The following is a 23,024-nucleotide window of genomic DNA, read 5'->3' as shown; positions in this document are numbered from 1 at the left end:
GTACGGAAATATGACTAGGCATCCGATCCTCACCGGTTACGCGTGGTGGCGGTACCGGCGGCATTGCGCGCATCGACGTCGCGCTGCCGCAGGAGGCCGGCATAGTTGGCGGATAGATTGGCTGAGCCGAGCGCGGCGAGATAGGATTGCCGCGTCTGCGCGCGTTGTCGCAGGACTTCCTCCCGCAGGTCCCGCAGCTGCTCCAGGCCCTTCGTCAATATGCGCGTCTGGCAGATGTTGTTGCTTGTCCCGTCGGCAGCGCCCGCGGCGCTCGCCCCCCGCTCGGCATTGCTCAGCGCATAGTCGAGCGAGCGGGAGAGATCATTCAGCATCTGATAGGCGAGGGTGAGCGCGACCAGTTCATCGGTGTCGGCAATGACCGAGTCCACCACGCCCTGACGCACCCCCCATTCGAGCATGCGATAGACAGGGAGCGTCCGCACATTGGCGACGAATTGCCGTTCGTCGGCGGTCAGCGCTGCCTTCGTCCTGATTTTGCCGGCGATCGCCTCTAGCCTCTCGCGCGAAAGGGCGAGCGCGCCCTTTCCGGCACCGTCGGCCGTGCAGTCCGTGGCGCTGGGCGGGATGTTGAGAGCCCGGCGCTGGACCTTGCCGGTCAGGAAATCGTCCGCGGACAGATTGTCCTGGGCGGGGCAGGCGGGAATTGCGGAGAAGAGCGGCACCTTGTCCTTCTCGTCCCAGCGCATATAGACGTCGCCCACCCGGGCCCGCATGACGTTCGCCCAGGCTCCGGCTCCTACCCGCGCGGCCGCGTGTGCCAGGAGCGAGCCGGTGCGGAAGATATCGGTGACCTCCGAAGGACAGTTGGCAAGCGCGTCCTTCAAGTCCTCGGTCGGATTGTTGGCGTTTGCCTCGATCTTCTCGCGACTTTGCTGATAGCTTTTGGCAAAGCCCTGTTTGACCGACCTGTAGCCGGTCATCTCCTCGATGATGCCCGACATATTGTCGTCGCCTTTGGCGACCTGGACCATACGGTTGGCGAGCCGGCAGTCGTTCACCTGGATCGAATTGAGGAAGTTGGTGGCTGCTTCCATCTTGGAGATGATATTCCCCATCTTCTCGTCGAGCGTCTCGAGGAGATACTGGAATGCGACCGCGGGCGCCGCCTGGAGAATGCTTTCGAGCTTCTGGACGAGATAGTCGGGATCGAGGAAGGACATGCCGCCAAGGAACATGTCGATGCCCCCGCAGCCCGCCTTCACCTTGGGGAGCGTCAGGGACATCAGATAGTCGTTATGAACGTCGACCCGGCCGGACATGCCGCCCGCCGTCATATAGCCGCGGGTCTGGTCCTCGAAGCTGCCCGGGCTGGTATAGGTGACATTGTCGAACCAGCTTTCCGCCCATCCTTGCGCCTGCGCGGCGGGCGCAGTGGCGACTATGCCAAAAGCGATGATGAGGCCCAGGATTTTTGGCGCTTCGTTGGCCATGGCGGTGTCCTTGTGTGAAGGGAGAGGGGACTGAGACCCGCCATGGTCAGTGTCCTTCAGGTTTCGAGATGATGGTTCGCGCGCCCCCCGGCGCGACGATCCCGGTGAATTTGGACATGGCCCGCAGGCCCACGGCTGGACGGACGCCGTCGAACATCTTGGCCGCGAGGTAGATGTTGCGGCGCAGATTGACGTCATGATCGGTCCCGATCGCAACGGGGATGGTGCGGCTCTCGTCCCTTGTCGGGCGAACCCAGAGGACGGGGTGGCCTACCCACGGCAGTCCTAATCGTCCGGACCGAAGCAAGCCCTCGTCCCTGGAGATAATGCGGACGCGCCAGCCATAGGTACTCGAAAAGCGGATCAGCCTTGTCCAAAGGTCGCCGCAAGGAAGGCAGCCGGGCGCCGTCGTCATTTCAATCGTCAGATCGGCATGCGCTTTTAGCGTGTCGTCGAGATCGGACGGAAATGTGCGGGTCATGGGGACGCGGGTGAGCCAGGTCTGCAGCTCTGTCGTCGTCGACACTGGGTGGACAGCCGCGCGCATTCTGCCGTCAGCGCTAACGACGCGGGCGGTTGATGGGACAGTGACAGCAAGACATACCACGGCAAAGCCCATCATCCAGCTCTTGAATGTAATGCGATTCTTGCTTACAAATAGCTGTGAAAGGAACGCTGGGATGAACGCGCTTACCGTCACCGCCAAGGGACAGATCACGCTCAAGAAGGATTTTTTGTCGCATCTGGGGATACACCCTGGCGACAGGATCAGCATCGAGAAGATGCCGGGCGGCGAGATTCGGATACGCGCCGAAAAACCCGTCGGGTCGATCTCGGATTTTTGCGGGTTCCTAAAAAGGGAAGGCCAGCGGCCAATTTCGATCGAGGAGATGAATGAGGTCATCGCCAAGGGATGGGCCGGCGAGCTGTGAAGGCGACCGCCGACACGAATATATTGGTCCGCGCGGTAACGCAGGATGATCCTTTGCAAGGCCCTCTCGCGCGCCGGCTCGTCACGAACGCCGAATTGCTGGCGGTCACCATTCCCGCGCTCTGTGAACTGTGCTGGGTGCTCAAAGGCGCCTATAAGTTTACGCCGCCTCAAATATCCGCAGCCCTCCGATTGCTTCTCAACTCCAGCAACGTGGTCATGGATCGCGCGGCAGCGGAAGCCGGCCTCGGGCTCCTCGATGCCGGTGGCGATTTTGCTGACGGCGTGATTGCCCATGACGGCCAGTGGCTTGGCGGAGAAACCTTCTTCAGCTTCGACAAGCGAGCGGTGAAGCTGTTGCGCAGGGCCGGACACAAAGCGCAAACCCCGGCCTGAACTCGGCGCTCGGCGTCCTGGTTCGCCCAATGGCACAAAGTTCGCGCTCATGGCTGCTCAGACTGCCGGGGGCTGCCCCTTTGGTCCGGAGGTGAGTTCGCCGCAACCGGACCGTTTGCCAGAGCATCGAAGAAGCCGCCTTCCTCGCCAGCACCGGTCATGAACTGCTCGGGGCGAATATCGCCATTGAGGAGACGCACGGCCTGGTAGGCCATCTGCGCGAGGTTGGGATAAGCCTCGACCCCGCTCGCTATCACCATGTGCTGGACACTGCCTCGCCGAATGATCATGGTTGTCGGCGTCACATCGACCCCGAACCGGGCCCCGAGTTCGGGATGGACGTCAAGATCCTGACGGATAACCTGCCAGCCAAAATCTTCCTGGAAACGCTGGACGATGGGCCACTGGACCCGGCAATAGCCGCAGCTTCCCCTGCTGAACATGACGAGCGCATAGTGCGGGGCCTGTTGCCGCAGATAGGCTTTGCGCACAGCCTCCTTTTGCGCTCGGAGCGCGGCGCGAGCGTCGCCCACCATGGGGTTGGCGGACTTGGCATTGAGCTCGGGATGAACGAGCATCGTAAGCTGGGTGACGCCAGCAAAAGCGCGCGCCTTGCGCCGCGCGAAATCCTGCAAACGCCAAAAGTCCGACACCGCCTCGACTGTCAGCACGGTCGCGGCATAGTCTCGCTGTGCGACGATGAGCTTGGCGATGCGCGGCGGCGTCCAGGCTGCCAGCTCTGCCATCGGCGGGATGACAGGCTTCACCAGAGGCGCTTCCTCCTCCGGCGGCGTCTCTTCCTGCGCTGGCCTTTCGTACCACCAATAGCCTCGCTGCACGCCATCGGCCGCGGCCGCCGTCGGCGCCAGTGCGACGAGGGTGCACATGACAAGAAGCGAGGCGAGTGCGGAGGCCCTCACAGCACGCGCTCCATGCGCGTCAACCGCTCGATCTTCACCGGACCATAATAGCGGCTGTCGAACCCATCAGGGTGGTCCGATCCTACATAAACGTAGCCAGCCGGGATCGGGCGGGCTCCCCAAGGGAAGGGGGCAAGAGGCTGACCGTTCCGCCCGAAAGGCCGGGTGATGCCGATCAGCTTTCCGGCGCACAGATAGGCGCTGCGTCCATAACGGCGCGCGGGGCCCCGCTGTATCTCGACCTGGCGGAGTATTTCGCCGGGTATGCACATGACCCGCTTGGTCACATTGACCGGGTCGGGGCCAGCAAGCGGATGAACGAGGGTGAAGGATACGAGGTCGCCCTTCCCGACGGGGCCTGGCGCCCGCCGGACCATCCAGGCATCGATCGAGGGGCTCATGACCAGAGTGACGCTGTGCAGCGCCGTCCAGACCAAGAAGGCGATGGGCAGGATGATCGCCATGGCGATCCAGAGGCGCCGTGGCGCTGCGTCCCGGTCGCCGACTGCGCCGCCTAGGGCCAGTGCTGCTTCGCGCGGAAGACGCGCGATGCGGGCGGAAGCCGCATTAGCGATGACGAAGCCGAGCCTGAGCATCCTTCACCTCCTTGTCCCCTCCGATGCGGCCATATTCCTCGAGAAGCCCGGAAAGGGCCGCATCCCCAAAAACGAGATGCGCCCCAGGCGGGGATGCCTCGTCCTCGCGCTCGCAATAGGGTTTGGTGGGATCGCCCGGCACCATCGCCAGGGCCGGCACGCGCGCGACGCCGTGTTGGCGGAACAGGATCGGATCGACGATGAGCTGGACGTCCCGCATCGCGCAGGCGGGCCCCTCGCAACCGGGATCCCGCCGCAGGATTCGGGCGGAGAGTTCGGCCATGGGCCCGATCCTGCCGAGCCCGCCCGGTACGCCGCGAAAGGCGAGGACTCCGCGCGCGCGCTCGAGCTGACCAGCGTAGGTTCGAAGCGTTTCGACGGGCATGGACGAGGATACGAAAAGGACCGGGACCCAGGACGCCGGTGCCGACGAGCCAGTTACCGCTGCGGCATTCTGCTCGGGATCAGTGCCGGGGAGAGCAAGCCCCAGGGCCTTGTAGATTTTCGCGTTCATCGCCGCCTGCTCGACGTCCAGCCGACGTGCCGCGGCGTCGCGCGCAGCCCTCGCGCGTTGATCCATTTCACGGGATGGAAGGCGTCCGTTCAGCCCCTCAAAGGCGCGGCGGCGCAGATCCTGCGGCAGTGCCGGCAGCTTGGAAGGGCCGTTAACCGCCGTTGCCTTGCGCTTTGCCATGGCCTGTTTGAGCCGCTCCATGGGCTGGTCTGGCGCGGCTGGGCCAGCTTCTTGCGACCCCGACGTCGGAGCTTGCGCCGAGCTCTGGCCCAGCGCAGGCGCCGCGAGCGCAGCCAAAATGGCTGTCATTCCGAAGAGCATGGCTCGTCGTGCCAAGGCGGCGTCAGGGGTTGATGATGCGCATATAGGCATCGACACTATCCTTCATGTCGGTCTGGATGCTGGACTGGGCGCGGGCCTCGACCTCGGCATAATATTCCGAGAGGTCCATCCGGCTGAAATCGAGCGCCTGGAACTCCTCGGGCGTGAAGCCCCGGCAATAGGGCTTCTTCGCCGTGCCCCAGCCAATGCCGTTGAAGGCCTTGAGCTGCGGGCGGCCCTGCTCCTGGATGATGCGGCCGAGTTTGGTGTTGAAGCAGCAGTGACCGCGCGCCTTCTGGATGCAGATGCCCAAGATCCTGGACGAACAATAGCTGCCGATCTCGTGGCACATGCCGGAACCCCGGAGCATGCCGGTCTCCATGTCCTGTTGGTCGCAGCCTTGCAGCAGCACCTCCATCATGAAATTGATGGCGAGGCTGATCGCGATCGAGGTGGGGTCAATGCCCACGATGATGGCGTTCGCGCCCGCGCTTGCGGCCTGGCTCGCCGTGGCGCCTGCCTTGAAGGCCGTGTAGGCCGCTTTCATACCGGTGAAGACGCCTTTGGCGATCGCGATCTTGGTGCCGATCGACGAGATGGAGCCGCCCATCCCGTCCTTGATGATCTTGCCTTTGTCCTTGCAGCAGTCCTGGAAGGTGACGGAAGCGCCGGGCGGCCGGCACCGAAGGCCTCGGCCGGCGAATATCTCCAGCGTACCTGCGCAATCGCCTCGACCGTCGATCGCGCCGTCTGCCAGCGCGCCGGGGTTATCGATAACCAGTTCATTATCGATCGGGTTTTTGACGGTGTCGATGCATGCATGGGGCGAGCAGGTCGGAACGCTGCCCGAAACTGGCGCAAGGCAGGCATAAGCGGCGCCGAGCGGGCAGGCATATTCCCCTTCGGGGCCGGCGACACAGGCGGCCTGCTCGATAGGGCATTGAACCGCGCCCTGCGCCATGAGCGCACAGGCCGCGATCTCCCCTTCATCGGCGGCGTCGCCATTGCCGTTGCGGTCGACGGCGCAGATCTCGGCGGTCATCGCCTGACCCGGCGGTGCGAGGCAGGCGAGTACCAGGACAAGAAAGGGAGCGATCCGCCGTCTCATCGTGCGACCGCCGTGCAGGCAAGGTCCGCGCCGGCGAGGCGGACAGTCTGCATCATGACCACGGCCTCGGGAAAATCGTCGAGGCATCCGCAGGGCGAGACGATCTCTTCGCCAGGGCCTGCAGGGCAGACGTTCCTTGCCTCGCAGCTATGATAATGGAAGTCCCAGCCTGTGGGCAGGTTCTGCTGGGCTGCAACGTTCGTCTCGCTCGCGACGCCGCTGTTGGCGGTGGCGGCCCGCGTCTTGCAGATAGGCTCGCACGCGGCGACGGAGGGACGCGCTGGAAGGCTGAAGGCGCGGGTCGTTTGCGTCACCGCCCCGCCGTCGCTTCGGGTCTGGTCGGCCAGCCGTGTTTCAGTGGACCGGTCTATGATATAGGCGCCCCGGCTGAGGTCGGGCGGGGGCAGGGCGGCGGTATCGATGGCGCAGGCATAGCGACGCTCACGCAGGAAAAAGCTGCGCGTGATCTGCGTCTCGCAACGACCGGTGCCGATCGACCGTCTCTGGGGGAGCGGCGAAAGCCCTGTTACGATGCCGTTGCGGACCGTATCGACATCGTCGACCGTCTCGTCCTTCAGCCGGCACTGGCTCTGCCCGGCATAGCCGGCGCACAGGTCAACGACCCGCTCCTTGGGCGAGCAACTGGTATCGACGCGCAGTTCGAGGTCGACATAGCCTGAGCGCCCTGCGTTGCCACCCCGGACGCGGGCGTCGATCCGCACGGGTCCGGCCCGCAGCTGCGGCGTGAAGTCGATGATCGAGGGATAGGAGAACTCGCCGTCCGTCGAGCAATCGCCCGACGGAATGCCGTCGCCGAGCCAGGGCCGCTTGCCCGCCGAACCGACAACTACGCCGTTGACCCGGCCCTGGACCCAGTCGTTCGCGCCCATGCCAACGATTTGCGCGCTCACCAGCCGCTCGGGCTTGTGCAACGTCAATATTGCCGAATAGACGGGCGGCACGATGCTGCACGAGCCGTCGCCCTGCAGCCGGTAACGCCTGCAACCTTCGCCGCAGTCGGACATCGCTGCAATCGGGCCGCTTACCCCCAGAATATCGTCGAAGTCGCTTGCATCGAAAGTGATCTCGCGACTGATCGTGCAGGCCGTCACCTGCTGCGCCTTGCCAAGCCCTGCCGGCGACGCCTTCACCGCCTTGAACAGCGAACTCGCGGCGGACGCCGTCTCTGCATCGCCCGCAAGAAGTGCCGGCGCAGCCTTGTAGCGGGTCTGATCGAGCGTGGGGTGTGTCGTGCAGGCGGTCGTTTGCGCGCCAGTGTAGCGGATGACAGGGCCATCGATCTGCACCTGCGCCACCCCTATGCGGGGATCGGCCGTGGTCAGGGCGCCGACGACGCCGCCGCCTAGGTCCTTGAGGATACCGGCCATATTGCCCCAGGCGAGGTCGGCGCCGCAGCTATTGTTGAGGCAGTAGCAGCCTGCAAGCTCCGTCAGCGCCGTCGGGCTGATGCCGATCGAACTGGTCTGGTCGATACTCCATTTGAACGGCTGGCACGCATCCCAGCTACCGGGCCGGCACGAGATGATCCCGTTCGCGCAAACACCCGATACCGGTACGGGCAGGGTCAGATTGCTCTCGAGCGTGCCGTCGAGATCGGCGTCGCGCGCGATGCTGAACCGCATGATGTCGCCCGTGGCGCCGGGCTGAACCATCAGCTCTAGCATGGTGGCGCTCTTGGCGCAGGCAAGATTGGTGGAAAAGCGGCGGCTGTTGTCGATCGTCGAAATCGGCTGCCCGGCAAGGCCCGGAGTCAAATAATTGTCGAGAAGCCTGTCGCTGTCCGCCGACTTGGCGCGAGACGCCGTTGCGGCATTGCGCGCTCTGGCCTCCATGTCCGGTTGCTGCGCTGAGGCAGGTGCGAGCGCCCCGGCGACCATCGCAACGAGAGGAAGCGGCCATCGCGTCCTTGCGCTGACATTCTTTGCCAAGATCGACCGGATATGACCGGTTGCGAGAATGGAACGCAGATTGGCTCCGCGGTCGCCATATGCTCTCGAGCCTGTTCGGGTGGTCAGCACGGCCGCTGCCGGGATGGGAGCGAGAGGGGGAACGCCTTCCCGGCCGGGGGAGGGCGCGACCGTACTGACCGTTCCCCGAAGGCCCGCCGTACAGGCTGGGCTCTCCAGGGAATGGCGGAGTGGAGCGACGCTGCGGGGGGACAGCGCCGCTCCTGCCACGCAACGGCGGGACCTACCTTCAAGGCCTTGGCGGGCAGGCCTCCAAAGGCTGAGGACCGTTGCGGGACATGGGGTAAGAACCTGCGTCATGGCGTCGACACGCCCGCGCAACAGATCACTTTTTCAAATAGCATGAACTGGGCATTGTCCTTGCCCGGCGCATGCTTGCCCGACGACCAGAGGGCGCCTGGCCGGCCGATATTGACGCATTTGCCGCCCTTGACTGGCTCCATGATCTGGAGCTTGTACCGGCTCTTGGTCCAGATCGGCTGCCGCTTGAACGAGCATCCGTCGGCCGAGGAAATGGTGAGCGCGCCCAGGCGTCCCATCATGAAAGTGCCGCGTGCGGCAAGCCCCGCCCAGGCCTCGACGCTGTCGCCGAAATGAATGTCGCCCGCGATCGGATAGGTGGCGCCCCATGACCCCATGCACCAGAAGAGCGGGTCGATGACCTTGCCGGCCGCGGCGGCCGCGCTGTCGGCCATGCAGGCAAGCCCTGCGGCCGGGTTGCCGAACAAGATGCCTTCGGGCTGGATGATGGCGCCCAGCGTCCCCGACTGCCAGGTCGGCAGTATCTCGGTGATCATCGCGACGTCGAACCCGTCATCCTCGATGCAGGGCAGGTCGGTGAACATGTCGAGCATTTTCCAGACCGGGGCGATATAATAATGCATCTGGGCGAACATCTTGCGCGTATTCGTGCCATCAGCGAGCGAGCTCTGGCTGCCCTGGAGCTTGCCGCCGGTGGGAAGGAGATCGGCGCCGAGCGCCATCATGCAGCCCGGCTCGGTCACCACGTCGATCATGCGGTTGGGCGACCAGAAGCTCACCTTGACGCCGAACCAGAAGGTCGCGCCCTTGCGGCAGGCACAAAGCGGCTTGGAGGCGGACTGGGCATCGAGTTCCTTGTCGAGCTTGTCGAAGGACCCGACCCGAACGCCGCCGATGGTGATGGGAAAGATACAGTTCCAGCGGACCTTGGTCAGCGGATTGAAGATCGTGCCGGCTTCGCATTTCGAGGCGAGCGCCGGCGCGGCGCTGCCCGTGCAGGCCAGCGCTGCCGCGCAGAGGGCCCCGCGGAGCCATCGTCTGACATGCCGGTTCATAAACGCGCTCCCGCCGGCTCTCGCCGCTCCGGGCGATATTCCCGCAGCTCCAGGCGCTTGCCGACCTGGGACACGATGACGGGCGCGACGGTGAGGCCGAGCCGCGCCTTCACCCGCTCTTCGAGGATGAAGAGCGGGCGACCGGTCTTTTCCGAAAGCGTGATCGCGTCGCCCGCAGTCAGGAGAATGAAGTCTGTCGGGCGGGCTAGCCCGAGCGCCCAGCGCAGGTCGCGCGGATGCACGATCACAAGTCGCTGGGGCAGCGACACATAGTCCAGCGGATTGAAGGTGAAGCCTTTGGGATAGAGTATGCGCCCGTCGGGCAGCGCGATATCGGCTTCGACCGTGTAGAAGGGCACGAGCGTGCGGATGCGCGTCGCCTGGGCGATATCGAGCGATGCCGCCTTCATCGCCGACCAGCCCGCTCTGGGGCCCAGGCGCTCGCCAAGCGAGGGCTGCCGCGCAGCGCGGGCCTCGATCTCGGTCATCGCGTCGGGCTCGGCGATCGGCCAGGTCCTTCCGATCGTCGAGGAGGCCGCAAAAGCCGGTCCGCTTACCGTCGCCAGCATCAAGGCGCCGATCAGCGCATGGCGTGCGCGTCCGCCACAATCAGCGTCCATGGGTGGGCCTCCCGACTGGAATAGAAGCGTCGGGTCGTTCGCCGCGGACGGCGCTTGCAAGGCATGCAAGGCCCATGAGAAGTGCGGCGAGCGAGATCGCCCAGAGCGTGTCGCTGACGGCGCCTTGCGCGCGCACGACGAGCCCGGCCTGAACGACCAGCAGCAACTGGCTGCCCATCAAGAGGCGAATGGACGCAGTGCCCGGGGCGGAGGAGAGTAGTCCGGTCATGACCTGGAAATCCAGCCGCGCAGGCGGCGCAGGCAGTGGCCCCCGAGGCCCGAAAGGCCGATCAACAGCATGCCGCTGGCAAAGCAGGCGGCGCCCACGCCGAGCGCGGCCTTCGCCACCACGGCCATCGGCTTTCCGAGCAGGAGGCCGGCGGCAAGGATGAGGCCGGACATCATGATCGCTTCGATCGTGATGAGCCTCATCCGCCATAGCATGGCATCTCGGGACGCGCGCTGCGCGACCCGTTCGTCGACCAGCCGTTCAAACTCTTCCTCGCGGAGCCGGTCGAGCAGGTTCGTGACCTTTTCCGGGGGCGTGGCGACCATGGCTCAGCGCTCCCCCGGCGAGGGTGCCGGCGCGCCCAGCAGCGTCGCGGGATCGACCCCGGCAAGATCGCAGACCGCCTCGAGCGGCGTGCGGCCTGCGCGCAACTTGGCCTCGAAGGCCGCCACTTCCTGCGGCGCGGAAGTATTGATCCAGTAGGAGAAGGGATCGACGACGAGGCGGGCGATGCCGAGCCCCAGCGGCGAGTCGATGAAGACCTCGGAATAGAAGGGCTTGTTGTTGCGGACCGATTTCAGGAGGTCGAGGACGAACCCCGAATAGTCGAGGATCTTATTCTCGACCGCGCGGTCATAGGTGGAACCCTGCAGCAGAAATCGCGTCGCCGCATTTTCGAGGATGACCTGGCCCGTCCCGCCAAAGAGCAGCAGATCGTTCATGGACTGGAGGATGATGCCGAAGCTGCCATGATATTTGCGCGCGCGGCGATAGCCCTGGCTGAACACTTCGGCGAGGCGCGAAAGGTCCTGGCCCTCTTGCCGGGTCATGAACTGCGCCGCCTCGTCGCACAGCACGAAACGCGGCTTGTCGCGGGCGGAGAGGTAGAGCTCCTGCGTCACCGCGTTCACCACGACCATGACGATGACGTTGAAGAGGTCGGGAATGGATTTGAGGCGCTCGAGCTCGAGGACGACGAACTCGTCGGCCGAGATGTCGAAGGTGGAGGGCCCGTTGAAATACTGCCCGTAGATCCCCTCGCTCGCGAAATCGCGCAGGTTGAAGGCGAGCTCGCGCGCTGTCGGTATCAGATGATCGACCTTGTCGAGATCGCTGGCGGCGTCCGCCGGATAGCTGCCGAGCCATTCGCGCACGGCGTCTATCCCCTGGACCGCGCGGCCCGTCTCGATCGTCCACTGGACCGCGGACTTGATGAGGTTCCATTCCGAGGTCGAGACGCCGCGCCGGGTCGAGGCGTTGGCCATTTCAGCAACGATCGCGACCGCCATGCCGATCGCCGACTGCCGGTCGTCGCCGTCGAGCGCCAGGCCCATGTCGAAGGGATTGAGGACGAGTTCTTCCTCGCCGATGTCGATATAGCGGCCCGAGCAGAGGGTGCAGAGCTTGCGATAGCTGCCGCCAATATCGATGATCCGCACGAGCGCGCCCTGCGCATAATATTGCTGGCAAAGATTGTTGAGGAGGAAGCTCTTGCCCGCGCCTGACTCAGCCGAGACGATGAAATTATAATTGTTGATGCGAGGATCGAAGAGATCGAGCGTCACGAGCTGTCCCTTGCGGCCCGCATAGAGCAGCGCCGGGCGGCCACCGCCGCGAAAATCGGTCTGGACGGGCGCCATGAGCACGGCTGCCTTTGTGGGCATGGGCAGATGCCGATCGAGCATCCGCATCGTCGGCCGATCGGGATAGAGGCCAAACGGCAGGCTAATCGGCAGGACAATGGGGTTCAAATAGCTCTCTTCCTGCATCATCCAGGGGAGCGGTTCGCTTTCCCAGAGGCGCTTGGCGCGGGCGGCCATGTCGCGGGCATGCGCGCTGTCGCGGCCAAAGACCCAGATGGTCGGGATGACGGACACGAACCGGCTGTTTCCAGCTTCGTCCAGCACCCAGCTGATCTCCTCGATCTGCTTGCCGACCTCGATCGCAAAGCTGCCGGCGGCCTTTTGCGCCGACAATATCTGCGCGCGCTTGTGCATCTCGAAGATGCTGTGATCGAAGAGGATGCTCAAGGAGTAGAGGAAGGGGCCGCCGATCTGGTCGCTATCCTCCGCGCTCCCCCGCATACCGCCCAGCAGACGGTTGCACCGCTCGGCAGTGACCCGCCGTGCCGGCGACTTTGGCGTCAGGCAGCGCGCGACCTGATTGCCGAGATAGAGTTCGGGTCCCTCGAAGACGAGGTCGGGGCCGGCATCGATGATCTGCTTACGGACCGGACGCGCCCCGATTTCGCCGTCCTGGCCGGCGAAAATGCCCGGTGCAGGCGCAAAGACGCCGTTGAAGATGCGCCGATAGAAGGCGACGAGCGCTTGGGGGGCGAGCCTTTGGATGCCGAGCTTTGCGAGCTGCTCCTCGATCTGCCGCCGCAGATCGGCTCCCAAGGGCTTTCGTGTCTTGATCGAGAGCAGCAGGCGAAAATTGCGCATGGGGATGCCGTGCAGGGCGGCAAGGCCATTGATCCCGTCGCGCAGATAATCGCGCGTGCGGCGGGCCGACGCTTGGATCAGCGGATCGGGCCGGGTCTTGAGATCGAGAAAGGCGTCGAGCGCGTCATCAATGAGCGGATCGGCGAAGCAATGCAGCTGAATAACGGTGCCAGGCTCGAAATGGATGTTGAGGAGACCGATGAGGGCCTGGTGCACATGGGCGAAGAGATAGGCCGAGGGTATGAGCTCCCAGGCCTGGCCCCAGCCATCGTCGATGCAGAGAAACGCCTCTTCCTGCGGCACCCAGGCGACCATGGGCAGAAAGTCGGAATAGGCGTCGCGTGAGACCGTGCGGCGAAGATGGCTGAGCGTCATCCCGCCACGGTTGCCGGTGGCCATATGGGTCATGGCCGGACCGCCTGATCGACCGGCGCTACGCCGGCGTCGGATCTGTCGACCGGGTCCTTGCTCTGTTCGAGGACCGGTACGCGGGCCCCAGGGTCGAGAGGGGTCACCAGATAGTCGGCCACCACCCAGCGCGGCGTGTCGACCATGGAATAGACATAGCGCGGCATGTAGAGCCGGTCGGGTCGCTCGCGGTCGGCATAGGGCAGGATCAATGTGCGCACGCTGCGACCGGGCCGCAGCATCGGGGTCACGGGGGCGTCGATGAGGCCCTTGAGCTCGCGATAGACGCTGTCGCGATAGCCAAGATAGGGGGTTTCTTGGGGTGATGCGCCCCGTCGTGCGCGGGACCGCGATGGGCCGGCGTGCTGCCCGCCATCGAGCATCTTCTTGTCATTGGTGAGCGCCGGGTCCGATCGCGAGGGTCGGCCCGCCTGGGCATCGGCATAGGCCTGCTCGGGATGGATGCACTGGCCATGATCGCTGTTCTTGCAGCTGAATTTCTCGGGGTAAGGCGAGAGCGCCGATCCGATCGCCGTGCAGCCGGGCAGGACGGCCAGGAGGCATAGGGTGGATGCGAGGCGTCGCGCTGTCTTGGGATGAAGGGAAGGGGGCATCGCTTCATGTCTCCGCTGGATAAAGGGCTTCAGAACTGGGTGGCGGCGGTGGGCTTGATCTCGAGGGCGACGCCCTCCTGGATCACGACGACCACATCCTTGGCGGCGCCCACCTCGACGATCGGACCTGCCTGGCGCGCGAGATCGAGATAGAAGTCGGTGAGTTTCTCCGACGATTTGGAAATTCCGCCCGCGATGCCGGACTTGGCGGCATCGGCCGGATCGAACGAGCGGACCGAGCCGAGCGCGGACGTCGAGGTCTCACCGAATGTCGTCTCGACCGATTGGGACATTCCGCTCACGGTGCCGGCGATGAAGCTGCGTGCCAGCGCCGCGCCGGCCCGGGTGACGACCTTGCCGGACAGGCCCTTCTTGCCGTCGGTGTCGACGAAGAAGCCCTTGATTGGCTGATCGACCACCGACCGCTCCTTGAAATCGACGCAGGAGAGGGAGACCAGTTGCACTTCGACCCGCTCCTTGGCGAGGCTGCCGGTCGCGTTGCCGATGACGAAGCAACCCGAGAGGTTCGCCTTGACGTCATTGGGCAGGACCGCCGGCGCCTGGACCCGCGCGATCAGCGGTTCGGGGTTGCTCGTCGCGTCCCGGCTCGCGAGCGCGTCGATTCCGGTCAAAAGCCGCGCCTTCATGAAACCAGGCGGCAAATAGATCGTCCTCGACTTTTTTTTAGAGCCATCTCCAGCGGCGGACCCCGGCCCATCGGCCGGCAGGGCTATGGTCGAAGCGCTGCCGATGGCGCCGACCTGGCGTTCGACCGGCGGAGCCGGCGGCGCTGCAGGGACAGGCGCGGCCGGTGGCGGCGGCAGGCTCCCGTCGGCGCCGGCGATATCGCTGGGCGAGGGCGGTTCGGGGAAATCGGGGATGCTGCCCGGAAGCGCCTGCGGAAGCGCGCCTTCTCTGTCCGCGGCGGGGGCGCCTGCGCCGGGCGCGAGCCGTCCTTCCTCCATGGCGGTCACGCGGTCGTTGAGAAGCGTCTGGCCTTCCAATATCTTCTGAAGGTCGCCGCGCATCTTGAATTCGAGACTGTCGCCGCGAAGGCCAGCGCCCATGTCCAGGCTCGCGGCGGGGGCCTGCGGTGTCTCGTCCTGATCGGCACTGCTCGAAGCGGCATAGATGCCACCCCCGAGCGCTGCGATGCTGAGCGCGACCGCCGCCTGCTTGAGGCGCAGCTGGTGCCTCGGATCGAGGGCTTCCCAGCGCGCCTTGAAGGCGAGAAGGGCGGGGCCACGGACCTGTGTCCCGTGAGGCCTGCGTGCATCTTGCCCATGGGGGTGTCCGGCACGGCTGCGGCCCCGGCCCTTCTGCTCGCCGCCAGCTGCGGGCTCCTGATCGTCGCCGCTCACAGCCTGTCCGCCTGCCGGACCACGATCAGCCTTGCGGTCTCGCCCGATCGAAGGTCGAGGCGATCGATCGTGAGACCGAAGATGCGCGTGCCGAAGGCCGCGTCGAGGAACAGGCGTTCATCAAGAGTGACCGTCGCGTCGCTCTGAACCAGATATTCCGAGGCCGAGAGCGCGGCACCCTCGATCAAGATGTGACGGCGCTCGGAGATGCGAAGGCCAGGCGCTGCACCAAGGATGATGGGATCTGCCGCAGGGGCGCGCTCGGTGAAACTTGCGGGAACACGGTCTTGCAGGAGCGCGAGGCTCACCGAAACGGCGCGTTCTTCCTCGACCAGAGGCCCGAGCAGGCTTTCATTCGCCCGGGCGCGCTGGCTCTTGCCGGGAGCGAGCCTCACGGTCTGGGCGGGGATGTCGGTGGGTTCGGCGTAGAGCGGGTAGATGGCGCCGTTGCAGGTGACGAAGAATTCCGATGGCGTCGTCACATAGCTGCGGGTGACGGCGCCCAGATCGTCGGTCTCCTTCACCAGGAACTTGATCCACGCGTCGGCGCCTCCGCGCTCGACGGCGAGGCCCTTCTCGGCGGAAAAGCGGACATCCTCTATCTCGCCGCCGTCGCAGATGAGATGATTGACGTCGCGGTTCGAGAGCCGGATCGTGGCAGTCTGCTCTGGAAGGACGGTGATCGTCTGGGCGGATGCCGTGCCGGTCAGGACAAGGCCACAGGCCAGCATGGCCGCGCGGCGGGCTTTACTGAACTTCGCCATCGAAATTCTCCTCTGAAAGCTGGGTGAGCCAGAAGCGGCCGGCATCGACGGCAAAGCCGATGCGCAAATTACCGTGGAACTTGCGGACCACGCCGCCGATCACGCGGACCTTCTCCACGGGCACGAGGATCTCGCGGTCGGACCAGGCGACGGGCTGATCCTGGCGGATGAAGGTCGCAATCGAGAGGGTCGGGTTCTGCTCAAGCTCGTCCAGGATGCGGTTCAAACTGTCGCGCACGGCATTGTAGGCGGAGGGGTGGACGATGCTCAGCAATTCCTGGAACTGCCTGTCGGCCGAGTAAGGAGAATAGGTGCCCGAGAGCGCGACGATGTGCCGCGTCATGGTGCGAAGATAAGTCTCGGACGGCTTCGTACCGGTCACGTAGAGATCACCGCCCGCGCCGAAGGGCACGACGACCGTGCGCTGGTTCTGGCTCGACGAGTAGGTGACGACCCCAAGGACGCAGCTGATGCCGAAGAGGCCTGCGATCGCGAATTTGAGCAGCCTGTTTTCTTCGAAGAGGTTCGAAGACCCCTGGAGATACCGGTGAATGCCAAAGCTTGGCGGTTTGCCCAGCAACGGGTCTGCGGTGTCGGAGGGTTCGGCGCGGCGGAACATGGGGCGGCCTCACTCGTAAAAGCGGGTCTGGGTCGGCCCGGGATAATGGGGCAGGCGAAGAAGCCCCCAGCGCCACGCAAGGTGCGGGATGAACCCCCTTGGCTTGGTCCGCTTCCAGGGTATGAAGAGGAGAAGGGCGCCGACCAGGCACCAACCGCCAAGGCCGCCCAGGATCACGGCGACGAATATGGTCGATACCACGACGATGAATTCCTGGGCGTCGAACCAGAGGATCTGGACCGGCTTGTGCAGGAATTGCGGAAGTCTCTCGTCCACGTCCTTCTCCCTTGCTTCATACTGATCAGGCGTCCAAAAATGGAAGGGCACGATCGCCCTTCCGTCCGGGCGGCCCACCTAAAAATAGCCGCCGGATCTCATGTTCAGATGGTTCAGATCAGCATGCCGAAGGTCTTGAGGATCGAGTCCGCTTTGATGAGGCAGACTGCGGCGACGATCGTCGGGATGCCGATCATGATGTTGGAGAAGAGGCGCGAGACCCCGAACAGGAAGGCGGCGACGCCGCCCACGAAGCCGAGCGGGCCCTTCACGCCCTTGTTGACGACGATGTCGTAGATATCGAAACCAAGATCGGTTGCGACCGGCGCCTTGAAGGCGTGGGCGGCGCTCGTGACCAGCGTGGCGAGGAGCAGCGCGACGAGCGCGTCGCCGGCCGCGAAACCATATTTTCTGATCCGTTGGGGAATGTGGAGATAGCGCATGTTAGATACTCCAGGGGATGGGGAGCCGTCCAAATGGATACTTGCCGGCATCGACGAGGGATCGCTGTCGGCCCACGGCCTGACCGGATGGCTCCAGAAAGAGCCAGGCCATCGGCATTTCGGGGTGTCGAGGATGTGCCGATCGCGCCGTCGCCTGGTCGGCTGCTACCCCAATCGTACGCGCATCAAGACTGTCGGCGTCCTCGTCGCGACGATGTCCCGTCTTCAGCATCCGGATGATTTTGCCGTCCGGGCCTTCCAGGATCTCATGGGGGCTGGCGAAAACGACATCGCCATAAAAGCTAGTCTCAAAGGATTGGTTATCCAGCCGGGTCATGAGGGCCGCCTTGCGCGGTGCCCATTCGCCGGGATGATTGCCGCTCTTTGAGCGAGGTGGCGGGTGTCTGACGAGATCGAGGATTCAGCGAGCGAACGCCAATACGCCCGCTTGGTCGATGAATGGGTCACTGGAATTGGCTTACCTAGCGAGGACTATGGAACCCATTCCCTGCGGCGGACCAAGGCATCGATCATATACAAGGCGACCGGCAATCTTCGCGCTGTCCAAATCTTGCTCGGGCACACGAAAATAGAAAGCACGGTGCGATACCTTGGAGTTGATGTGGAGGATGCCTTAACTTTAGCAGAAGGGACAGAGATTTAAGGCCGGCTGGCTCCTCGCGCCGACGAGGAGCCAGTCATTTAAGTGCGAAGCGGTTTCTTCCGGCGAGGTAGACGTAGAATTTGGCTGTGTGGCCGCTATGCTGCAACGCTGATGTTCGTTGGGGGATATATGAAGGCCTTTGTTGCTGCTCTTTTCGCAGCGAGCGCGTTTTCGTGCATTGCGTCCGCTGAGGACAAGCCGATTATTGCTCCCCCGCCTTCCTGGGTGAAGCCGACATCCGTGCCCGCCTCACCGGATTCGGATGACCAATCTCCGATTCGCATATTGCTGTCCGACCAGCAAATTCACTTAGAACGCGGCAAGGAGATCGTTTATTCCAACATCGCCATAAAAATTCAGACGCCTCAGGGGCTGGCGGCTGGCAACCTGTCCTTTCCTTGGCGTCCGGACACCGATGTCCTGACTGTACACAAGTTACACATCCGCCGCGGCAGTGAGGTCATTGATGTCCTCGCGGCAGGCCAGACCTTCACAGTGGTCCGACGCGAACAAAATCTTGAAAGCGCCACGCTCGACGGCGTACTGACAGCGAACATCCAGCCGGAAGGCCTGCAGGTGGGCGACATCATCGAGTTTGCGATGTCTCTGTCATCGAGTGACCCGACATTGCAGGGCCATGTCGAACAGATCGCGGGAAACTGGAACGGCTTGGCTGTCGATCGAGCGCATCTTAAGATTCAGTGGCCCGCATCCCTCCCGGTGCGGCTACGGTCGACCGGATCGCTTCCAGAGCTTAAAGTGAGGAAATCTGGCGACACCTCGATAGCAGAACTTTTGCTGGACAAGGTGGAGCCGGTCATTCCCCCCAAAGGTGCCCCGCTTCGGTATCAGATCGGCCGCTTGGTAGAGGCAACAGACTATGCCTCGTGGGCCGACATCGGCAATCTCATGGCTCCATTATACGACAAAGCCGCCACTCTTTCTGCCGAAGGATCATTACGTACCGAACTGGATCGTATTAAAAACCTGTCTACCGACCCCAAAATTCGCGCGCAAGCCGCACTTGCTCTCGTTCAAGATCGGGTACGGTATGTTGCTCTGACCATGGGCGCTGGTGGCTATGTACCGGCAAATGCAGAAACGACATGGTCTCGCCGATATGGTGATTGCAAAGGGAAGACGGCTCTCCTTCTCGCCCTGCTGCATGCCCTGGATATCCCCGCTGAGCCTGTCGCCGTCAGCACTACTTTCGGAGATGGACTCGATGCGCGATTGCCCATCGTCGGACTATTCAATCATGTCATCGTCCGGGCAACAGTAGCCGGTCAGGCATATTGGATGGATGGAACCAGGATCGGGGATACCGCTTTAGACAGGCTTGAGGTGCCGAGTTTTGGCTGGGGGTTGCCGCTGGTTGCCAAGGGAGCGGCACTCACCCGGATGCTGCCCGACCCGTTGAGTACGCCGACCCGCGATACATCCATCCGCATCGATGCAAGCGCGGGAATATCTGCTCCAGCTCCAACGACTATTGAAACGATCGTGCGTGGTGATGAAGCCATTTCGATCAATACAGGACTCGCCAATCTAGCGACCGCTGCGCGTGATCAAGCGCTGAAGGCCTATTGGAAAAATCAGTACGACTTCATTGAGGTCAAATCGTCGAGCGCCCGCTTCGATGCGAGTACCGGAGAGCAGCGCCTGACCATGGAAGGCACCGCCAAACTCGACTGGGCGAATGGCAACTATCAGACCGATGGCACGAATGTAGGCTATCGCGCCGATTTCACCCGTGACCCTGGAACAGACAAGGACGCGCCTTTTGCCGTTCCTTACCCGTATTTCACGCGGGTGCGCGAAACGATCATACTTCCAAAAGCAGTTGGTGACTTCAAGCTCGGTACAAACATGGAAGTCGATCAGAAGGCCGGAGGAATAGAGTATCGACGGCACGCCACGATTGAAAATGGCATATTTGTGATCGAGAAGACCGAACGCAGCGTCATTCCAGAATTTCCAGCCAAGGATGCTCAGGCAGAGCAAGCCGCGCTACGTACCCTGGCGGACAAGAATGCAACCTTACGCATGCCTGCCAGCTATGCTTACACTGGTAAGGATGTAGCCGCAGTTCGCGCCGAAGTTCCCACAACCTCGTCAGGCTATGTGAGCCGCGCAAAGGCATTCATCAACCGCGGCATGCGCAAAGAAGCCCTTCTTGATTATGATAAGGCCGTCGAACTTGATCCAGGTAATGTCTACGCATGGTCTAACCGGGGCATCACTCGCATTCAGGTAGGTGACCTCGTCGGCGCTAGGGCCGATCTTGTGAAGTCAGAAGCCATCGATCCCGAGTTTGTTCAGAATTTTATCGGACAGGGCATGCTTGCTGATGCAGAAAAGCATCCCGATGCGGCCATTGACGCTTACACAAGGGCGTTGGCGAAAGAACCCGACAATGACTATGCGCTTGAGCATCGCGCCCGCGCTTATCAAGCTGTTGGCAACGCCGACAAAGCGCTGGCCGATTTTTCCACGGCCATTGAAAAAGACAAAGAGGACGCCGGTGGTTATGTCACTCGGGGGAATTACTATCTCGACATTCAACGGTATGATGAGGCCATAGCGGATTTCAATCGAGCCAGCGCTATCGATCCCACCAATGAATGGGCCATGGCCAACCGTGCAATGGCACATGTCTGGAAACAGGATCGTGACGCAGCGATGAAGGATTTGGAGGCGGCAGCCAAGATCAATCCTCAAAATCCTCTCATATTGCGCGCGCGCGGCCTGCTGGCGCAGCAAAAGGGCGATGCGCCAGCCGCGATCAGTGCCTTTTCGGAATCTCTGAAAGCGGAACCAGAAAGCGGTTTCGCCCTGGGGCATCGAGCACAAGCGAACATGATGGCTGGCAACCAGGATGCCGCCCTGACCGATGCGGCCGAAGCTCTCAAGTTGCAGCCTGACTGGACTGACCTCTACCTACTGCGCGCCAACATTTATCGTCGGCGAGGGGACCTCACAGCCACCGCACTGGAAGCAGATCGGGCCATCTCGAATAATCCAAAAGATGCGCAGGCCTATGTGGTGGCGGCGAACATATACAGCGCCACCAACAGGGATGCGGACGCGATGAAGGCGTTTGACCGCGCCATTGCCATCAAGCCTGAGGCCTATATCTACCTAAACCGCAGTCTTCGTCGTCCAAAAAAGGATTTGGCGGGAAGGCACGCCGACATCGATGCTGCGCTGAAACTTGATCCCAGACATGCTGAAACGCTGTCAGCAAAAGCGCAATTGCAGCAGGAGGAAAACAATCTCAGTGGAGCAATCGAGACTTATACAGATGCGTTAGCCAATTCGCCAAAGGATAGCTCATTGCTTGTCAGCCGTGGCATTACCTATGCACGTTCAGGGGATACCAAGCGCGCGGAGGTTGACTTTTCCGATGCTAGGAAAAATGCATCTGATCCAGTAATTTTCAATAATATGTGCTGGTCCAAGGCGACGGCTGGCGTTTCCCTCGAGTCTGGGCTGTCTGATTGTAACGAAGCATTAAAGGGACGACCGGACGAGGCGAGCTTCCTTGATAGTCGCGGACTTGTTCTGCTCCGGTTGGGGCGCAACGAGGAGGCACTTGCCGATTACGATCGTGCGCTGGCGAAAAATTCAAATATTCCTTCTTCCCTGATGGGACGGTCAATTGTCTGGGCTCGGAAGGGGAATCCGTCAAAAGCGAGAGTCGATGAGGATGCAGCGCTGAAGAATGCTCCTGAGATCAAGGCGGATTTTGAACGATATGGTGTTGTACCATGATAGCGTGAGCTTTTAGTCATATCGGAGCCGATCTCTGTTGTCGTGGGTTGGCGGTTTGAAGCCGGCCAGTTTTGCAGGCGGTACATTTAAAAGCGGTCGGTCAGGACCTGAGCATCAAAAATCTGCGACTGAATGTCCTATAAGGGTCGAAATGGGCTTGAGAATTGGCGCGGATTGCTCCGCACCAACTCCTCCTATGTGATCAGGCCGCGTCGACCAGCACGATCTCGCTATCCTCGATCGCGGTGACGCGGATCACGTCGAGGTCGCTGATCGCGGCGCCATCGCGGGCGTTGACGCGGACATCGTCGATCTGGATCGCGCCGGTGGCGGGCACCAGATAGGCCTTGCGGTCGCGGCCGACCGGATATTCGGCGCTTTCGCCTGCCTTCAGCGTCGCCGCGACGATGCGGGCATCGGTACGGATCGGCAGGGCGTCATTGTCATTCTCATAGCCCGACGCCAGCGTCACGAAATGGCCGGTGCGCTCGCCCTTCGGAATGATCTGCCCCCACCGAGTGGACCGGTTGGTTTGTTAGTGGATTATGCTCGCCGCCGCCATATCCGGGTGGAGGTGGAGCGAAGCGGAACCGGAGGCCGGATATGGCGGTGAGGCCGTTTCAGGTGCCGGTGGTCGGTAGCCAAGGCTGCTGTGCGGGCGGACGGTGTTGTAATGCCGCCGCCACGCTTCGATGAGCACCTTGGCCTCGGCGAGGCTGTAGAAGATCTCACCATTTAGTAGCTCGTCGCGAAGCGACCTGTTGAAGCTTTCGTTATAGCCATTCTCCCATGGTGATCCCGGTGTGATGTAGAGCGTCTTCACGCCGATCTGTCCCAGCCATTGCTGGACGGCGGTCGCGATAAATTCGCTGCCATTATCGGACCGTATATGTGCCGGAGGGCCGCGCGAGATGAACAGGTCGGCTAAGGCCGCCAGAACATCCTCGTGCTTGAGCTGACGCGCCACGACGAGCGCTAGGCACTCCCGGCTGGCCTCGTCGATGATGGTCAGGATGCGGAACTTGCGGCCATCATGCGTGCGCCCTTCGACGAAGTCGTAGGCCCATACATGTCCCGGATATTCCGGCCGCAGGCGGAAGCAGGATCCGTCATTGAGCCATAGACGCCCGCGCTTTGGCTGGCGCTGCGGAACCTTCAGCCCCTCACGCCGCCAGATCCGTTCGACCCGCTTATGGTTCACCGTCCAACCCGCATGGCACAGCAACGCCGTCACCCGGCGGTAGCCGTATCCACCATATTGGGGAGT

General features: G+C 62.8%; 22 protein-coding genes and 3 pseudogenes. 4 read left to right on the top strand and 21 right to left on the bottom strand.

Annotated elements, in window-relative coordinates:
• Nucleotides 1–29: 29 nt before the first annotated feature.
• Together WG907_RS06910 and WG907_RS18205 are read right to left on the bottom strand one after the other, a co-directional pair.
• Nucleotides 30–1,451: a conjugal transfer protein TraH gene (locus WG907_RS06910; RefSeq protein ID WP_340232014.1), complete on the bottom strand. Its 1,422-nt coding sequence runs from the start codon at nt 1,449–1,451 to the stop codon at nt 30–32.
• Between the two features lie 46 nt (nt 1,452–1,497).
• Nucleotides 1,498–1,932, bottom strand: a complete 435-nt coding sequence (locus WG907_RS18205; RefSeq protein ID WP_445326779.1) for a thioredoxin domain-containing protein — start codon at nt 1,930–1,932, stop codon at nt 1,498–1,500.
• Here WG907_RS18205 and WG907_RS18200 point away from each other — a divergent pair.
• Nucleotides 1,931–2,383 (top strand): AbrB/MazE/SpoVT family DNA-binding domain-containing protein, encoded by a 453-nt coding sequence (locus WG907_RS18200; protein WP_445326778.1) that lies wholly within the window; start codon nt 1,931–1,933, stop codon nt 2,381–2,383. The two genes, WG907_RS18205 and WG907_RS18200, sit on opposite strands and share 2 nt — an antisense overlap.
• Nucleotides 2,365–2,778, top strand: a complete 414-nt coding sequence (locus tag WG907_RS06900) for a type II toxin-antitoxin system VapC family toxin (protein ID WP_445326777.1) — start codon at nt 2,365–2,367, stop codon at nt 2,776–2,778. The genes WG907_RS18200 and WG907_RS06900 overlap by 19 nt, the downstream gene beginning before the upstream one ends.
• A 47-nt stretch (nt 2,779–2,825) precedes the next feature.
• Here WG907_RS06900 and WG907_RS06895 read toward each other — a convergent pair whose 3' ends face one another.
• The 17 genes from WG907_RS06895 to WG907_RS06815 form a co-directional block, all read right to left on the bottom strand.
• A complete protein-coding gene (locus tag WG907_RS06895) occupies nt 2,826–3,665 on the bottom strand; it encodes a conjugal transfer protein TraF (protein WP_340232469.1) in 840 nt (279 codons plus the stop codon).
• Between the two features lie 29 nt (nt 3,666–3,694).
• Nucleotides 3,695–4,294 (bottom strand): S26 family signal peptidase, encoded by a 600-nt coding sequence (locus WG907_RS06890; protein ID WP_340232011.1) that lies wholly within the window; start codon nt 4,292–4,294, stop codon nt 3,695–3,697.
• Complete coding sequence (locus WG907_RS06885) at nt 4,266–5,117, bottom strand: type-F conjugative transfer system pilin assembly protein TrbC (protein ID WP_340232010.1); 852 nt, start codon at nt 5,115–5,117, stop codon at nt 4,266–4,268. Before WG907_RS06885 ends, WG907_RS06890 begins: the two co-directional genes overlap by 29 nt.
• 34 nt (nt 5,118–5,151) lie before the next feature.
• A complete protein-coding gene (gene traN / locus WG907_RS06880) occupies nt 5,152–6,237 on the bottom strand; it encodes a conjugal transfer protein TraN (protein WP_340232009.1) in 1,086 nt (361 codons plus the stop codon).
• Nucleotides 6,234–8,090 (bottom strand): hypothetical protein, encoded by a 1,857-nt coding sequence (locus WG907_RS06875; protein ID WP_340232008.1) that lies wholly within the window; start codon nt 8,088–8,090, stop codon nt 6,234–6,236. Before WG907_RS06875 ends, traN begins: the two co-directional genes overlap by 4 nt.
• Nucleotides 8,091–8,521: 431 nt before the next feature.
• Nucleotides 8,522–9,541, bottom strand: a complete 1,020-nt coding sequence (locus WG907_RS06870) for a TraU family protein (RefSeq protein ID WP_340232007.1) — start codon at nt 9,539–9,541, stop codon at nt 8,522–8,524.
• Nucleotides 9,538–10,161 carry a conjugal transfer protein TraW gene (locus tag WG907_RS06865; RefSeq protein ID WP_340232006.1) on the bottom strand — a complete coding sequence of 208 codons (624 nt, stop codon included), beginning with the start codon at nt 10,159–10,161 and terminating at the stop codon, nt 9,538–9,540. The genes WG907_RS06870 and WG907_RS06865 overlap by 4 nt, the downstream gene beginning before the upstream one ends.
• Entirely contained in the window at nt 10,151–10,390 is a 240-nt protein-coding gene (locus tag WG907_RS06860) for a hypothetical protein (RefSeq protein ID WP_340232005.1), read from the bottom strand. The genes WG907_RS06865 and WG907_RS06860 overlap by 11 nt, the downstream gene beginning before the upstream one ends.
• Nucleotides 10,387–10,716, bottom strand: a complete 330-nt coding sequence (locus WG907_RS06855; protein WP_340232004.1) for a hypothetical protein — start codon at nt 10,714–10,716, stop codon at nt 10,387–10,389. Before WG907_RS06855 ends, WG907_RS06860 begins: the two co-directional genes overlap by 4 nt.
• A gap of 3 nt (nt 10,717–10,719) precedes the next feature.
• Nucleotides 10,720–13,242 carry a TraC family protein gene (locus WG907_RS06850; RefSeq protein ID WP_340232003.1) on the bottom strand — a complete coding sequence of 841 codons (2,523 nt, stop codon included), beginning with the start codon at nt 13,240–13,242 and terminating at the stop codon, nt 10,720–10,722.
• Complete coding sequence (locus tag WG907_RS06845) at nt 13,239–13,856, bottom strand: TraV family lipoprotein (RefSeq protein ID WP_340232002.1); 618 nt, start codon at nt 13,854–13,856, stop codon at nt 13,239–13,241. Before WG907_RS06845 ends, WG907_RS06850 begins: the two co-directional genes overlap by 4 nt.
• Before the next feature lie 29 nt (nt 13,857–13,885).
• Entirely contained in the window at nt 13,886–15,217 is a 1,332-nt protein-coding gene (locus WG907_RS06840; RefSeq protein ID WP_340232001.1) for a TraB/VirB10 family protein, read from the bottom strand.
• Entirely contained in the window at nt 15,214–15,981 is a 768-nt protein-coding gene (locus tag WG907_RS06835; protein ID WP_445326776.1) for a type-F conjugative transfer system secretin TraK, read from the bottom strand. Before WG907_RS06835 ends, WG907_RS06840 begins: the two co-directional genes overlap by 4 nt.
• Entirely contained in the window at nt 15,965–16,600 is a 636-nt protein-coding gene (locus WG907_RS06830) for a TraE/TraK family type IV conjugative transfer system protein (RefSeq protein ID WP_340232000.1), read from the bottom strand. The genes WG907_RS06835 and WG907_RS06830 overlap by 17 nt, the downstream gene beginning before the upstream one ends.
• 9 nt (nt 16,601–16,609) lie before the next feature.
• The gene (locus WG907_RS06825; protein ID WP_340231999.1) at nt 16,610–16,876 is read right to left on the bottom strand and encodes a hypothetical protein; all 267 of its coding nucleotides are present in this window, start codon (nt 16,874–16,876) and stop codon (nt 16,610–16,612) included.
• A gap of 113 nt (nt 16,877–16,989) precedes the next feature.
• On the bottom strand, nt 16,990–17,319 hold the full coding sequence (locus WG907_RS06820; protein ID WP_340231998.1) for a hypothetical protein: 330 nt from the start codon (nt 17,317–17,319) through the stop codon (nt 16,990–16,992).
• A 1-nt stretch (nt 17,320) separates the two neighbouring features.
• On the bottom strand, nt 17,321–17,656 hold the full coding sequence (locus tag WG907_RS06815; RefSeq protein ID WP_340231997.1) for a hypothetical protein: 336 nt from the start codon (nt 17,654–17,656) through the stop codon (nt 17,321–17,323).
• Between the two features lie 90 nt (nt 17,657–17,746).
• Here WG907_RS06815 and WG907_RS06810 point away from each other — a divergent pair.
• Both WG907_RS06810 and WG907_RS06805 read left to right on the top strand, forming a co-directional pair.
• Nucleotides 17,747–17,983 (top strand): annotated as a pseudogene (locus WG907_RS06810) (tyrosine-type recombinase/integrase); the annotation flags it as partial.
• 129 nt (nt 17,984–18,112) lie between these two features.
• Nucleotides 18,113–21,757, top strand: a complete 3,645-nt coding sequence (locus WG907_RS06805; protein WP_340231996.1) for a tetratricopeptide repeat protein — start codon at nt 18,113–18,115, stop codon at nt 21,755–21,757.
• A 202-nt stretch (nt 21,758–21,959) separates the two neighbouring features.
• Here WG907_RS06805 and WG907_RS06800 read toward each other — a convergent pair.
• Together WG907_RS06800 and WG907_RS06795 are read right to left on the bottom strand one after the other, a co-directional pair.
• Nucleotides 21,960–22,271 (bottom strand): annotated as a pseudogene (locus tag WG907_RS06800) (pirin family protein); the annotation flags it as partial.
• Nucleotides 22,272–22,292: 21 nt separating this feature from the next.
• A pseudogene (locus WG907_RS06795) lies at nt 22,293–23,018 on the bottom strand (IS3 family transposase); the annotation flags it as partial.
• Nucleotides 23,019–23,024 lie beyond the last annotated feature (6 nt).

The organism is Sphingobium fluminis (assembly GCF_037723805.1).
Lineage (GTDB): Bacteria > Pseudomonadota > Alphaproteobacteria > Sphingomonadales > Sphingomonadaceae > Sphingobium.
The sequence above is the reverse complement of the archived record's forward strand: the minus strand, read 5'-3'. Positions and strand labels throughout refer to the sequence as shown.

Coding starts and splice junctions, on each gene's coding strand:
- WG907_RS06910 (WP_340232014.1), bottom strand. CDS start 1,451: ATGGCCAACGAAGCGCCAAAAATCCTGGGCCTCATCATCGCTTTTGGC.
- WG907_RS18200 (WP_445326778.1), top strand. CDS start 1,931: ATGGGGACGCGGGTGAGCCAGGTCTGCAGCTCTGTCGTCGTCGACACT.
- WG907_RS18205 (WP_445326779.1), bottom strand. CDS start 1,932: ATGACCCGCACATTTCCGTCCGATCTCGACGACACGCTAAAAGCGCAT.
- WG907_RS06900 (WP_445326777.1), top strand. CDS start 2,365: ATGGGCCGGCGAGCTGTGAAGGCGACCGCCGACACGAATATATTGGTC.
- WG907_RS06895 (WP_340232469.1), bottom strand. CDS start 3,665: ATGTGCACCCTCGTCGCACTGGCGCCGACGGCGGCCGCGGCCGATGGC.
- WG907_RS06890 (WP_340232011.1), bottom strand. CDS start 4,294: ATGCTCAGGCTCGGCTTCGTCATCGCTAATGCGGCTTCCGCCCGCATC.
- WG907_RS06885 (WP_340232010.1), bottom strand. CDS start 5,117: ATGACAGCCATTTTGGCTGCGCTCGCGGCGCCTGCGCTGGGCCAGAGC.
- traN (WP_340232009.1), bottom strand. CDS start 6,237: ATGAGACGGCGGATCGCTCCCTTTCTTGTCCTGGTACTCGCCTGCCTC.
- WG907_RS06875 (WP_340232008.1), bottom strand. CDS start 8,090: ATGGAGGCCAGAGCGCGCAATGCCGCAACGGCGTCTCGCGCCAAGTCG.
- WG907_RS06870 (WP_340232007.1), bottom strand. CDS start 9,541: ATGAACCGGCATGTCAGACGATGGCTCCGCGGGGCCCTCTGCGCGGCA.
- WG907_RS06865 (WP_340232006.1), bottom strand. CDS start 10,161: ATGGACGCTGATTGTGGCGGACGCGCACGCCATGCGCTGATCGGCGCC.
- WG907_RS06860 (WP_340232005.1), bottom strand. CDS start 10,390: ATGACCGGACTACTCTCCTCCGCCCCGGGCACTGCGTCCATTCGCCTC.
- WG907_RS06855 (WP_340232004.1), bottom strand. CDS start 10,716: ATGGTCGCCACGCCCCCGGAAAAGGTCACGAACCTGCTCGACCGGCTC.
- WG907_RS06850 (WP_340232003.1), bottom strand. CDS start 13,242: ATGACCCATATGGCCACCGGCAACCGTGGCGGGATGACGCTCAGCCAT.
- WG907_RS06845 (WP_340232002.1), bottom strand. CDS start 13,856: ATGCCCCCTTCCCTTCATCCCAAGACAGCGCGACGCCTCGCATCCACC.
- WG907_RS06835 (WP_445326776.1), bottom strand. CDS start 15,981: ATGGCGAAGTTCAGTAAAGCCCGCCGCGCGGCCATGCTGGCCTGTGGC.
- WG907_RS06830 (WP_340232000.1), bottom strand. CDS start 16,600: ATGTTCCGCCGCGCCGAACCCTCCGACACCGCAGACCCGTTGCTGGGC.
- WG907_RS06820 (WP_340231998.1), bottom strand. CDS start 17,319: ATGCGCTATCTCCACATTCCCCAACGGATCAGAAAATATGGTTTCGCG.
- WG907_RS06815 (WP_340231997.1), bottom strand. CDS start 17,656: ATGACCCGGCTGGATAACCAATCCTTTGAGACTAGCTTTTATGGCGAT.
- WG907_RS06805 (WP_340231996.1), top strand. CDS start 18,113: ATGAAGGCCTTTGTTGCTGCTCTTTTCGCAGCGAGCGCGTTTTCGTGC.